Origin of the sequence: Pantoea dispersa (assembly GCF_014155765.1) — a bacterium.
Taxonomy (GTDB): domain Bacteria; phylum Pseudomonadota; class Gammaproteobacteria; order Enterobacterales; family Enterobacteriaceae; genus Pantoea; species Pantoea dispersa.
In genome coordinates, this window is record NZ_SCKT01000008.1 from 52,550 (window position 1) to 64,758 (window position 12,209).

At 60.3% G+C, this 12,209-nt stretch carries 11 protein-coding genes and 3 tRNA genes; all 14 read right to left on the bottom strand.

Features of this window, described 5'->3' with window-relative positions; genetic code table 11:
* Positions 1 to 34 precede the first annotated feature (34 nt).
* Positions 35 to 121: transfer RNA gene (locus H7K56_RS18930), tRNA-Leu, on the bottom strand.
* 16 nt (positions 122 to 137) lie between these two features.
* Positions 138 to 213: transfer RNA gene (locus H7K56_RS18935), tRNA-His, on the bottom strand.
* A gap of 90 nt (positions 214 to 303) precedes the next feature.
* Positions 304 to 380 (bottom strand) — tRNA-Arg (locus H7K56_RS18940).
* Between the two features lie 159 nt (positions 381 to 539).
* Positions 540 to 1,274, bottom strand: a complete 735-nt coding sequence (gene wecG, locus H7K56_RS18945) for a lipopolysaccharide N-acetylmannosaminouronosyltransferase (protein ID WP_021506979.1) — start codon at positions 1,272 to 1,274, stop codon at positions 540 to 542.
* Positions 1,275 to 1,302: 28 nt separating this feature from the next.
* Complete coding sequence (gene wzyE, locus H7K56_RS18950; protein ID WP_150361895.1) at positions 1,303 to 2,646, bottom strand: ECA oligosaccharide polymerase; 1,344 nt, start codon at positions 2,644 to 2,646, stop codon at positions 1,303 to 1,305.
* Entirely contained in the window at positions 2,643 to 3,713 is a 1,071-nt protein-coding gene (gene wecF / locus H7K56_RS18955) for a TDP-N-acetylfucosamine:lipid II N-acetylfucosaminyltransferase (RefSeq protein WP_058775511.1), read from the bottom strand. Before wecF ends, wzyE begins: the two co-directional genes overlap by 4 nt.
* On the bottom strand, positions 3,710 to 4,963 hold the full coding sequence (wzxE, locus tag H7K56_RS18960; protein WP_058758104.1) for a lipid III flippase WzxE: 1,254 nt from the start codon (positions 4,961 to 4,963) through the stop codon (positions 3,710 to 3,712). The genes wecF and wzxE overlap by 4 nt, the downstream gene beginning before the upstream one ends.
* Entirely contained in the window at positions 4,963 to 6,093 is a 1,131-nt protein-coding gene (gene rffA, locus H7K56_RS18965; protein ID WP_150361818.1) for a dTDP-4-amino-4,6-dideoxygalactose transaminase, read from the bottom strand. The genes wzxE and rffA overlap by 1 nt, the downstream gene beginning before the upstream one ends.
* Entirely contained in the window at positions 6,093 to 6,788 is a 696-nt protein-coding gene (gene rffC, locus H7K56_RS18970; RefSeq protein ID WP_150361819.1) for a dTDP-4-amino-4,6-dideoxy-D-galactose acyltransferase, read from the bottom strand. The genes rffA and rffC overlap by 1 nt, the downstream gene beginning before the upstream one ends.
* Positions 6,766 to 7,647 (bottom strand): glucose-1-phosphate thymidylyltransferase RfbA, encoded by an 882-nt coding sequence (rfbA, locus tag H7K56_RS18975; protein ID WP_021506985.1) that lies wholly within the window; start codon positions 7,645 to 7,647, stop codon positions 6,766 to 6,768. The genes rffC and rfbA overlap by 23 nt, the downstream gene beginning before the upstream one ends.
* A gap of 23 nt (positions 7,648 to 7,670) precedes the next feature.
* Positions 7,671 to 8,747, bottom strand: a complete 1,077-nt coding sequence (rffG, locus tag H7K56_RS18980) for a dTDP-glucose 4,6-dehydratase (RefSeq protein WP_021506986.1) — start codon at positions 8,745 to 8,747, stop codon at positions 7,671 to 7,673.
* A complete protein-coding gene (gene wecC, locus H7K56_RS18985) occupies positions 8,744 to 10,003 on the bottom strand; it encodes a UDP-N-acetyl-D-mannosamine dehydrogenase (protein ID WP_150361820.1) in 1,260 nt (419 codons plus the stop codon). The genes rffG and wecC overlap by 4 nt, the downstream gene beginning before the upstream one ends.
* Before the next feature lie 2 nt (positions 10,004 to 10,005).
* Positions 10,006 to 11,130 (bottom strand): non-hydrolyzing UDP-N-acetylglucosamine 2-epimerase, encoded by a 1,125-nt coding sequence (gene wecB, locus H7K56_RS18990; RefSeq protein WP_058758100.1) that lies wholly within the window; start codon positions 11,128 to 11,130, stop codon positions 10,006 to 10,008.
* A gap of 10 nt (positions 11,131 to 11,140) precedes the next feature.
* A complete protein-coding gene (wzzE, locus tag H7K56_RS18995; protein WP_021506989.1) occupies positions 11,141 to 12,190 on the bottom strand; it encodes an ECA polysaccharide chain length modulation protein in 1,050 nt (349 codons plus the stop codon).
* Between the last annotated feature and the right edge of the window lie 19 nt (positions 12,191 to 12,209).

A 12,209-nucleotide genomic window follows, 5' to 3' on the forward strand; every position in this document is an offset into this window, starting at 1 on the left:
TTTGTACTGCCTGTTACTGCTTACTTGTTTTGCCTGGTGCGAAGAGAGGGACTTGAACCCTCACGTCCGTAAGAACACTAACACCTGAAGCTAGCGCGTCTACCAATTCCGCCACCTTCGCATGTCCCAGCAAAATCTGGGGTGGCTAATGGGACTCGAACCCACGACAACTGGAATCACAATCCAGGGCTCTACCAACTGAGCTATAGCCACCATAATTCTGGTGCGTAAGCGTAACCGCTTACTCAATACACTGCATAACGCGGTTAAACCAACCACCGAAGCTCTTGCGCACAAACTAAATGGCGCGCCCGACAGGATTCGAACCTGAGACCTCTGCCTCCGGAGGGCAGCGCTCTATCCAGCTGAGCTACGGGCGCGTAGCGCCGTTGCGGATGGGCATACTACGTATTTGACTCCAGGCTGTCCAGTGCTTTTTCATAAAAAAATCGCGTTTGCTTACGCTTTGTGCATTCCGTCGATAAATAACGCAATTTGCCTGCTTAACCTGCCGGAATTACAGCACTATTCCTGCCGCGTTACAGATCACCGCGCCAGTGATAGCGTAAATATTTGAGCAGTTTTAACTGACGACGCCAGCGTGATGGCTGGCGAATCAGGCGATACAGCCACTCCAGCCCTAATTGCTGCCAGATGCGTGGCGCACGCGTGACGTGGCCGGTAAAGACATCATAGGTGCCGCCGACGCCCATATACAGCGCGTGCGGCCAGTGTTCGCGGCAGTCGCGCATCAGCAGCTCCTGGCGCGGCGATCCCTGCGCCACGGTCACAATCTGTGCCCCGCTGGCGGCGATGCGCGCAAATAGCGCCTCACGTTCGGCAGGGGCGAAGTAGCCGTTCTGGCTGCCCACGATGTTGACATTCCACTGACGGCGTAATTTATCGCAGGTTTCCTGCAGCACCTGCTCACGCCCGCCGATTAAAAATACCGGAATACCGCTGCGGCCCGCCTGTTCCATCAGCGCTTCCCACAGATCGGCGCCGGCGATACGGTTCACCGTTAGCTGCGGGTATTTTTTACGCAGCGAACGCACAATGCTGATGCCGTCCGGGTATTTGATCTCCGCGGCGGCGATCAGCGCGCGCAGCTGGGCATCCTCTTCCAGCGTCAGCATCTTTTCGGCGTTGATCGCCACCAGCGTGCCGCTGCGCGGCTTGCCGTCCGGCAGCAGAAAGTGAAGAAAGCTCGCCATATCGGCGAAAGCGTGTAAATCGATGCCGCGCAGGGTATAACGCGGATGATCGGTTTCCATGGTCGGTATTTCCCGTCAGGCCCGGAGGTTAAGCAGAGCGCGATAAAACTGGCTCCGCGCGCGGGCGAATCAGCCCGGCACGCGCTAACAGCCAGAAAAGTAACTTCGCCAGCCCAACACAGGCGGCGAAAATCAGGCAAAAGAACACCACGCGCGAGCCGAAGGCATCCAGCCCTTCGCGCGCCAGCACGATCATATTGAACACCGCGCCAAAGCAGAAGCTTTGCAAAATGGCACCGCTGTAGCGGTTGCCGGCTTCGCGCCCCTGCTGGTAGAGAGAATCAAACCCTTTCATCAACAGCCCGACCGCTATCGCCCCAAGGGGAATAAAACCTGCGCCACCCATGATCAGCAGCGAACCGAGCAACGTAGGTGAAATCGCCAGCCCGGAGTGATTATTCAGCAATTCCCAGGTGAAATAGTTGGCGCTGTTGAGCACCATCGATGGCCGATCCGGCCACAGCCAGCCCGGGATAAACACGTAGAAATCACGCCAGATCGGGGCCAGCCCCTGAAAATCGATTTTGTCGTAATTCTGCAGCAGCAGCGCAAGGTTTTCCCACGGCGAAAAGGTGTCGCGCGTCAGATAGAGAAACGTGTAAAACGCTTCATCGCCCACCACATCCAGATTGTAACGACGCAGCGCCAGCCAGAACATGCCGCCAATCGCCATCACGCCGGCCCCGACCAGCATCCACAGCGTAATCCAGCCGCGCGTAATGCCGATGAACAGGAACAGCGCAAAGGCGATGATGATATTGGCGCGCGTCCCGCCCACCAGCGCATAGGTCAGCAGACCAAACGCCACCGTGATCAGCAAAAACAGCAGCCACTGGCGCTGGGTAGGATTAAGAAAATAGCGGATCAGCATTGCCGGAATGAAGAAGTAGAAGAAACGCTTGAGCGCCACGCCGGACACTTCGCTGGAGAAGATCTGGTTATAGGCCGACAGCCGGAACAGCAGCAGGCCGTTATGCATAAAGAACACCGTGACGGTTCCCACCGCCACCAGCGCCAGCAGCAGGCAGGTCAGATGGGTTTCCACCCGGTTCATCGTCAGCCAGGGTTTGCGCGGCGCCGCCTGCGCAGGCCGCAGCCGCACTTTATAGCTGACGTAATAGATGGCGTAGAAACTGGTAGCGGCCAGCAGTGCCTGCAGCAGATAGTCTGCCGGCACCACGCTGACGTTAAAGCGGAACACCAGCACGCTGGTCAGCGGAAAGCCAAAGTAAAAGGTCAGTAAAAACAGCAGGGTAAAGAACAGGTGGAAATTAAAACGCACCCGTTTAAATTCGCGCCAGGTCAGCGTCAGAATGAAGCCCAGCGAAAACAGATACACCACCAGCAGACCACTAAACTGCAGCAGGCTCATGTTGACTCCCTTTCACTCTCCGCCAGCGCGTGGCGCCATCCCGCCAGATAGCCCGGGGCAAAAAAGGCGATAGCGGAACGATCGCACTGCGCCAGCTGACGCTGCGCCTCCGCCACGCGCGTGCGATCCAGCGCATCAGCGCTAAATAACACCGGCAGCCCCTGCTCGCTCAGGTCACGCCAGAACGGATTCTTACGGTTGACTACAAACGGAATGCCGGCCTGAATCAGCAGGCACAGCGTACCGATGCCCTGCTGACGCTCGAACATAAAATAACCGAGCTGACAGCGACTCAGCAATTGCAGATAGGCAGTGAAGTCGATTTTGTCGCGCAGCAGCGTCACCTGGCCGCGCGGAAACAGGCGCTGCGCGGCAGCATCAATCTCATCGATGTACTCATAGTTGCTGGCCGGATAACCGAGCGGGATCACCACGTTAACCTGCTCACCAAACTGGCGGCGAATCGCCTGCAATCCTTCAATGTGCCGGTTGCTGCGATCGCCCGAGTTGCCGAGCAGAATGGTAAAGCTGTCGCTGGCGGCAGGTGCAGGTATCGCGGCCTCCGGCATACGCGTTGGAAAATAGAGCAGCGAAGTGGGCACGCGCGGATGGCGCTGCTGGAAAAAGTGCAGATCGCCGCGCGTGGCAAACACCTGCGCCATGCGCCCCTGGGCGATACGCCGCAGCAGATAAAACAGGCGGTACTTTAGCCCGGCACCCTCTTCATAGAGATCGGCGCCCCAGACGTGCCAGAACGCCTGCTGTCGCCGCAGCTTGCCGCTGAGCAGCGCCAGCCACAGGCGCGGATTGAACTGGCCGTGAAAGAAGAAGCGCTGACGGCGATCAGCGGCGCGTGCGATCACCGCCTGCGCCAGCGCGCGCTTGCTGGGATACACGTCGATCTGCAGCTGAGGATAGGCCAGCAGGGTATCCGGCGCGGCCGACACCACCATAAACTGACGCGGCGCGTCGGCTGGCGATTCAACGCTCATGACGTCGTTAAAAAAGCGCAGCAGCGTGTGATTGTGATGCGGGATATCGGAGCCCAGCACGTGAAATAGCGTCATTTTTTCCGGCAATAAATCAAGAAAGCGCCACAGCAAAGGGCAAAGTAGAGCACGTAGGTCGCCATGTAAGCCTGCGCCGCGCCCGCCGTTCCGTGCAGTGGGATCAACCAGTGCGCAAAGGCGGTCAGCAGCACAAACTGGCTGATTTCCGTGAGAATATAAAAGCGCAGTGAGGCTTTGGCGATCACCAGGTATCCGAAAACATAGGCGCCTACTTTAAAGACGTCACCGCACAACTGCCAGACAAAAAGATCGCGCATGGCGCTGAACTGCGGGGAAAACAGCAGCCAGATGGCGACATCGCGCAGCAGCCAGACGCAAAAGCTGGCCGCCGCCACCGCCGGCAGCACAAAGCGCAGCGCGCGGCCAATTTCGCGCGCGATGTCGGCTTTATGCTCCAGCCGCGCCAGCGTTGGCAGCAGCCAGACGCTGAACGTGGCGGTGATAAATTGCAGATACGCATCGGAGATGCTGGTGACGCCCTGCCACAGCCCGACCTGCGCCCAGCCCTGCTGCTGCGCCAGCAGATTACGCATCATCACCCAGGCTACCGGCAGGGTCACGGCCGTCATCAGCGCCATCAGGGTAAATTTGGCCAGATTACGCGCCAGCGCCGGCTGCCACTGCGGCATCAGCCAGCGCAGCGGCAGTTCCTCGCGGTGGCGTCGCAGCATCCACAGCGCCGGCCCGACCAGCAGCGCCGGCACCAGCGCCAGCCCGACCAGCGCACCGGCATAGCCACCCAGCCACCAGCACAGCACATAACCCACCACACCGATCAGGCTGCCGGCGATCAGCGCCAGCGCGTTACCGCGCGCATCGCGAAAACCTTTCAGCAGCGCCAGCGTCAGGTTGGCCCAGGCAATACCCAGCTGCAAAAAAGCGACGATGCGCACCACGTTTTGCCAGGCGGCGTGGCCAAACAGCGCCCGGCTGATGGGCTCCGCCGCCAGCAGGAACAGCAGCGCCAGCAGTGTGGAAAACCCCAGCACCATTGCCGACGCGGTGCCGGTCACGGCGCGCAGCTGCGCCGGCTGCTGGCGGAACTGCGCGACATAGGTGGTTACGCCGTTAAAGATACCCGCGCCGGCCAGCACGCCGAGCACGGTAATCAGCTGGCGAAAGTTACCCGCCTGGCCGACACCCTCGGGGCCGAAGCTCACCGCCAGCAGTTTCACCACCAGCAGGCCAGCGACAATTTTTACCAGCGTGGACGAGGCGGTCCACACTGAGGCTCTGGCTAACGACATCAGGCAAAGAAGCTCAGCAGCGAACTGATTACCGTACGCTGGTTGTTGTCCGACAGGTTGTAGAACAGCGGCAGCCGCAGCAGGCGCTCGCTCTCGCGCGTAGTGAACGCATCCGTGCCGTGGAAGCGGCCAAAACGCGTGCCGGCCGGTGAGGAGTGCAGCGGGATATAGTGGAACACGGTGAGGATCTCCGCTTCCTTCATCCAGTTAATCAGCGCCTGGCGATCCTCGCTGTCGCGCAATTTGAGATAGAACATGTGGGCGTTGTGACGGCAGCTGGCCGGCACCGCCGGTAACGCAATGCGCCCGCTGGCCGCCAGCGGCTGCAGCGCGTCGTAATAGTTTTGCCACAGGCGCAGACGCTGCTGGTTGATGCGTTCCGCCGCTTCCAGCTGTGCCCACAGATAAGCCGCCTGCAAATCCGCCATCAGGTAGCTGGAACCAATATCGCGCCAGGTATATTTATCCACCTGTCCACGGAAGAACTGGCTGCGGTTGGTGCCTTTTTCGCGGATGATCTCCGCACGCTCGATCAGTTTCGCCTCGTTGATCAGCGTGGCGCCGCCTTCACCGCCGGCAGTGTAGTTTTTCGTCTCATGGAAGCTAAAGCAGCCAATATGGCCGATGGTGCCCAGCGCGCGCCCTTTGTACTGCGACATCACGCCCTGCGCCGCATCTTCAATCACATACAGCTGATGCTTCGCTGCCAGCGCCATGATGGTATCCATCTCGCACGCCACGCCCGCGTAATGTACCGGCACGATGGCGCGCGTTTTCGGCGTGATTGCCGCTTCAATCTGCGTTTCGTCGATATTCAGCGTATCCGGGCGCACGTCGACGAACACAATGGTGGCGCCGCGCAGCACGAAGGCGTTGGCGGTGGAGACAAAGGTGTAGCTCGGCATGATCACTTCATCGCCGGGCTGGATATCGATCAGCAGCGCGGCCATCTCCAGCGAAGCGGTGCACGAGGGCGTCAGCAGCACTTTTTTGCTGCCAAAATGCTGCTCCATCCACTGCTGACAGAGCCGGGTAAAGCCGCCGTCGCCGCACAGCTTGCCGCTGGCCATCGCCGACTGCATATAGTCAACTTCGGTGCCCACAACCGGGGGCGCATTAAATGGGATCATCAGGCTTTCCTGTAAAACCAGTAGGCGGTGCTTTCCAGCCGGGCACCGCTGCGTAAATAGAGGCGCATCGCCGTAAGATTGCTGAGCTGGGTCGCGACCCGCAGACGCTCGAGCTGGCGCACCCGGCCCCAGTCGGCAGCTGCCAGCAGCAAACGCTGACCGACGCCGTTGCCCTGCGCCGCCGGCAGCACCGCCAGCAGACCGATACGCGCATCACCGGCGACTTCGCGCATGGAGACGAAACCCTGCAGCGCGCCCTGCTCGTCGCAGGCGATCAGACACTGGTGATCAAAAGTGCCGCGCACCGCGTTCTCAATCCACTGTGCGTAGAAGCGGCCGCTGTCTTCAGCGTCAAACCAGGGAGCACGAAAACGGCTCTGGCTAAACGCCTGGGCCGCTGCCGCGCGCAGCTGCGGGATCTGCGCTTCGCGCGCGATGCGCACGCCGGTCTGCCGTTCGGTGCGTTTGATATTGATCGCCAGATCCGCTTCGCCTTCCACCAGCTGAAAACCATACTGGCTCAGCGCATCTATCGCCGCGCTGTCCTGCGCCGGCACCTTAACCTGCCACAGCGTGTAAGGCTGCTGCAGCGCCTCGGCCAGCGGCACATCGCCATCCAGCGTCAGCCGCGCCGTGGCGCAGCGGAAGAAGTCGCTCTCCCACGCGAGAGGATCAATACTGACGAGGACGGGCATGCAGAATATCCAGCAAATACTGGCCGTAGCCGGTTTTGGTCAACGCCTGTGCCGCTGCCAGCAGCTGCTCATCGCTCAGCCAGCCGTTGCGCCAGGCAATCTCTTCAAGGCAGGCAATTTTAAAGCCCTGGCGTTTCTCCACCGTTTGCACGAACACGCTGGCCTCAATCAGGCTGTCGTGGGTGCCGGTGTCCAGCCAGGCAAAGCCGCGCCCCAGCAGCTCCACCGCCAGTTCGCCCTGCTCCAGATACATCTGGTTGATGGCGGTAATTTCCAGCTCGCCGCGCGCCGAGGGCTGCACCTGCTTCGCAAACTCCACCACGCGGTTATCGTAAAAGTAGAGGCCGGTGACTGCCCAGCGCGATTTCGGCTGCTGCGGCTTCTCTTCAATCGACAGCGCGTTGAAGTCGTCATCAAACTCCACCACGCCAAAACGTTCCGGATCCATGACCTGATAGGCAAAAACCGTGGCACCGTGGCTGCGCGCGGCCACCTTTTTCAGTTTCGGACTGAAGCCCTGGCCGAAGTAGAGATTGTCGCCCAGCACCAGACAACAGCTATCGTCGCCAATAAAGGATTCGCCGATGATAAAGGCCTGCGCCAGGCCATCCGGGCTCGGCTGCTCGGCATACTGCAGCTGCAGGCCAAATTCACTGCCATCCCCCAGCAGCCGCTCAAAATGGGCGCGATCGTCCGGCGTGGTAATAATAAGAATGTCGCGAATCCCCGCCAGCATCAGCACCGACAGCGGATAGTAGATCATCGGTTTGTCGTACACCGGCAGCAGCTGCTTGGATATCGCCCGGGTTATCGGGTGCAGGCGCGTGCCCGAGCCACCGGCTAAGATGATACCTTTCATCGTTGCTCCTCCTGCATGCGTGCTTAACGCGGGGTGGCTAAGCCCAGACGCTCGCCGCGATAACTGCCGTTGAGAATCGCCTGCCACCACTGCGGATTGGCCAGATACCACTGCACGGTTTTGCGGATGCCGCTGTCGAATGTTTCCTGCGGCGTCCAGCCCAGTTCACGGGCGATTTTACTGGCATCAATGGCATAGCGCAGGTCGTGGCCGGGACGATCGTGGACAAAGGTGATCAGCTCCCGGTAGCTGCTCAGCCCGGCAGCGCGCTGTTGCGGTGCCAGCTCATCCAGCAAATCACACAGCGTCTCCACCACCTCAATATTGCGCCGCTCATTGTGGCCGCCAATGTTGTAGGTCTCGCCCACTTTGCCGCTGCTGACTACGGTGTACAGCGCGCGGGCGTGATCTTCCACATACAGCCAGTCACGAATCTGGCTGCCGTTGCCGTACACCGGCAGCGGCTTACCGGCCAGCGCATTGATAATGGTGAGGGGAATCAGTTTTTCCGGGAAATGGTAAGGCCCATAGTTGTTGGAACAGTTGGTGACCACCACAGGCAGTCCGTAGGTGCGCAGCCACGCGCGCACCAGATGGTCGCTGCTGGCTTTGGTCGCCGAATAAGGGCTGCTCGGGGCGTACGGCGTGGTTTCGGTAAAGAAATCTTCCGTGCCGTGCAGATCGCCAAACACCTCGTCGGTGGAGATATGGTGCAGGATGAAGCCCTTCTTGCGCTCATCCGTCATGCCGTTCCAGTAATGGCGCGTCGCCTCCAGCAGCTGGTAGGTGCCGACAATGTTGGTTTCGACAAAGGCGATTGGCCCGTCAATCGAGCGGTCCACGTGACTCTCAGCCGCCAGATGCATGATGCAGTCCGGCTGGTACTGCGCCAGCACGCGATCCAGCGCGGCGCGGTCGCAGATATCGACCTGCTCAAAAGCAAAGCGCGCATCCTGCTCAACCGGTGCCAGCGACGCCAGATTGCCGGCATAGCTCAGCTTATCCACCACCACCACCCGGTGGTCGGTATTGGCAATCAGGAAGCGCACCAGCGCGGAGCCAATAAAACCGGCGCCGCCGGTGACTAAAAACTGTTTCATCGCCAGACTCCTTTGGTATCCACAATCCACGGCTGCGTCACCTGTTCAGGGGTGACGGCGCGGAACTGCGCATGATCGACCAGCATCACCAGGATGTCGGCGTGTTGCAGGGCATCAGCCAGCGGCACCAGCGTAGCGCGTTCGGCGAGCTGCGGCGGAATATCCGCCACATGCGGCTCGACCACCCAGGTGCGGCCGCTGTGCCAGCCCGCAATACGCTGCGCCACCGACATCGCCGGGCTTTCACGCAGGTCATCAATATTAGGTTTGAATGCCAGACCGAAACAGGCGATGGTCACGTCCGTGGCACGCTTGCCGCTAGCCGTCAGGCACTCGGCCAGCGCCTGTTTAACCTGATCCAGCACCCAGCCCGGCTTGGCATCGTTAACCTCACGCGCGGTCCGGATCAGCCGTGCCTGCTGCGGGTTTTGCGCCACGATAAACCACGGGTCGACCGCAATGCAGTGGCCGCCAACGCCCGGTCCCGGCTGCAGGATATTGACGCGCGGATGGCGGTTCGCCAGCGCAATCAGTTCCCACACGTTGATCCCCTGTTCGGCGCAGATCAGCGACAGTTCGTTGGCAAACGCGATGTTCACATCGCGGAAACTGTTTTCCGTCAGCTTGCACATCTCTGCGGTGCGCGCGTTAGTTTCCACGCACTCGCCGCGCAGGAAAATGCGATACAGCTCGCTGGCGCGCGCCGAACAGGCCGGCGTCATGCCGCCAATTACGCGGTCATTTTCCAGCAGCTCGACCATTACTTTCCCCGGCAGCACGCGCTCGGGGCAGTAAGCGATAAACACGTCAGGCTGCTCGCCATGCTGCGGGAAGCGCAGATCCGGGCGCGCCGCCGCCAGCCATTGCGCCATCTGTTCAGTAGCGCCCACCGGCGAGGTTGATTCGAGGATCACCAGATCGCCGGCTTTCAGCACCGGCGCAATCGACAGCGCAGCCGCCTGCACGTAGCTGAGATCCGGCTGATGATCGCCGACAAACGGCGTCGGCACGGCAATCAGAAAGGCGTCGGCAGCTTCAGGCTGGGTGGTGGCGCGCAGGTTGCCGTTGTGCACCGCTGCACGTACTACGTCGCCCAGTTCAGGCTCGACGATATGAATTTCGCCGCGATTAATGGTTTCCACCGCGCGCGCATTGATATCCACGCCGATGACCTGTTTCCCGTGCGAAGCAAAAACGGCTGCCGTCGGCAGCCCAATGTAGCCCAGTCCGATAACGGAAATGGTTGAAAAACGCATAGTTAAACTCTGTGTTGTTTAAGTGCCTGCAGGATGCGCGCGCAGGCATGGCCATCGCCATACGGATTGTGCGCACGGCTCATCGCCTGCCACGCCTCGTCGTCCTGCAATAGCAGGCTGACTTCAGCAACAATTTTATTCACGTCGGTGCCGACCAGCTTCACCGTACCGGCCGCGACCGCTTCCGGCCGCTCGGTGGTTTCGCGCATCACCAGCACCGGTTTGCCCAGCGACGGCGCCTCTTCCTGGATGCCACCGGAATCGGTAAGAATCAGCCAGGCGCGATTCATCAGCCAGACAAACGGCAGGTACTCCTGCGGCTCAATCAGAATGATGTTGTTGATACCGCTCAGAATACGGTTCACCGGCTCGCTGACGTTAGGGTTGAGGTGCACCGGATAGACGATTTGCAGCTGCGGATGCTGACGCGCCAGCTGCGCCAGCGCGCTGCAGATGCGTTCAAAGCCTTCGCCAAAGCTTTCGCGCCGATGGCCGGTAACCAGAATCAGCTTTTTACCGGCCTCAAGGAACGGGTAACGCGCCGCCAGGCGGGCATTGAGATCGGCATCATCCAGCACGCGATCGCGTACCCACAGCAGCGCGTCGATCACCGTATTGCCGGTGACGAAAATGCGCGCGTCGGGCAGATTTTCGCGCAGCAGGTTTTGCCGCGAATTTTCTGTCGGCGTGAAGTGATAGCTGGCGAGATGACCGGTCAGGGTGCGGTTGGCCTCCTCCGGCCACGGTGACATCAGGTTACCGGTCCGCAGACCCGCCTCAACGTGGCCCACCGGAATCTGATGGTAAAACGCGGCCAGGCTGGCGGCAAAGGTGGTAGTGGTATCGCCGTGCACCAGCACGACATCCGGCTGGAAGTCTGCCAGCACGGTCTTCATACCCTGCAAAATGCGGCTGGTGATCTCGGTCAGTCCCTGTTCGGGCCGCATAATATTGAGGTCATAGTCGGGCTGCAGCCGGAAAAGGCGCAGTACCTGGTCAAGCATTTCACGATGCTGTGCCGTCACGCACAGGCGCGATTCGAAGGCAGCATCCTGCGCCAGTGCCTGCACCAGCGGAGCCATTTTGATCGCTTCAGGGCGCGTGCCAAATACAGTCAGAACTTTCACGCGGATTCTCTTAGTGACGGTTGGCGAATGTTGCACGCGGACGACGCACCAGCGCTACGCCGGCACCCACCAGCGCACCGATCGCGCCCCACATCACCATCATAAACAGACGACGTGGGCTATCGCGGCTGACCGGCTCTTCCGGCGTGCGCAGGTAACGGTAGGTCTGGAACGGTTTATCCAGGCGCGGTCCGGCCTGCAGTGTGTTGAGCATCGCCCTGTTTTGATCATAGCTTAAATCGTAAGCAGGTCCGCTGGCTTGCAGGGTATCCAGCTGCGCCTGCAGCATCTGCTGCCCCAGCAGGAAGCGATCGCTGTCCGGCAGCGCTTCACCGCTGACCGGCGCGCGGTTCTCTTTAATGCCCTGCTGGCTGGCCACTTTCAGCGCCTGCTCGATGCGCTGGCGACGGCGATCAAACACCGCCTGCGCCACTTCCTGCTGACGACTGACCTGCGCCTGCAGCTGCACGCTGCGCGCCTGCCACGCACCTTTGAGCTCATCGTTGAGATGGCGCGCGGCGCGTTCGCTGGCATAGGCAATGTACTGCCGCAGCAGGTTGTTGGCGTCGCCGGCGGTCTCCGCGATCAGCTTAATGTTATCCAGCGTATTGTGGGTGGCATCGGCCGGGGTGAACTGAATGTTGGTGATCAGATCGTCGAGCAGCGCGGCATCATTGTGCGCATTACCGCTTTTGCGGCTCTTATAGTAATCAGTCTGCAGCCAGAAATCGCGACGCGTATCCCACGACGCCAGCTGCATGGTGAACTCCTGATAGACCTCATCCATCACCGTCGGCGCTGGCGTATTCAGGCTGACGGTCTCGTTGCGCACATCCAGATTATTGAGGAACTGCTGCTGCACAAAGAATGCGCCCAGCATATTCACCGTCGGCCGATCGGTCACCGCCGTGGCGCTCCAGGATTGCTTCATTAACATGGAAGCCAGCCACGCCAGCAGCGCAAACAGCAGCGCCAGGCCAATAATCCAGCCTTTGCCGCGCCACAGCGTGCAGCCGAGGCCGCGTACATCCAGTTCGTTCTCCACAACGACAGAGGTCATAACAAAAGTGTCCTTATCC

Coding starts and splice junctions, on each gene's coding strand:
- wecG (WP_021506979.1), bottom strand. CDS start 1,274: ATGGAAACCGATCATCCGCGTTATACCCTGCGCGGCATCGATTTACAC.
- wzyE (WP_150361895.1), bottom strand. CDS start 2,646: ATGAGCCTGCTGCAGTTTAGTGGTCTGCTGGTGGTGTATCTGTTTTCG.
- wecF (WP_058775511.1), bottom strand. CDS start 3,713: ATGACGCTATTTCACGTGCTGGGCTCCGATATCCCGCATCACAATCAC.
- wzxE (WP_058758104.1), bottom strand. CDS start 4,963: ATGTCGTTAGCCAGAGCCTCAGTGTGGACCGCCTCGTCCACGCTGGTA.
- rffA (WP_150361818.1), bottom strand. CDS start 6,093: ATGATCCCATTTAATGCGCCCCCGGTTGTGGGCACCGAAGTTGACTAT.
- rffC (WP_150361819.1), bottom strand. CDS start 6,788: ATGCCCGTCCTCGTCAGTATTGATCCTCTCGCGTGGGAGAGCGACTTC.
- rfbA (WP_021506985.1), bottom strand. CDS start 7,647: ATGAAAGGTATCATCTTAGCCGGTGGCTCGGGCACGCGCCTGCACCCG.
- rffG (WP_021506986.1), bottom strand. CDS start 8,747: ATGAAACAGTTTTTAGTCACCGGCGGCGCCGGTTTTATTGGCTCCGCG.
- wecC (WP_150361820.1), bottom strand. CDS start 10,003: ATGCGTTTTTCAACCATTTCCGTTATCGGACTGGGCTACATTGGGCTG.
- wzzE (WP_021506989.1), bottom strand. CDS start 12,190: ATGACCTCTGTCGTTGTGGAGAACGAACTGGATGTACGCGGCCTCGGC.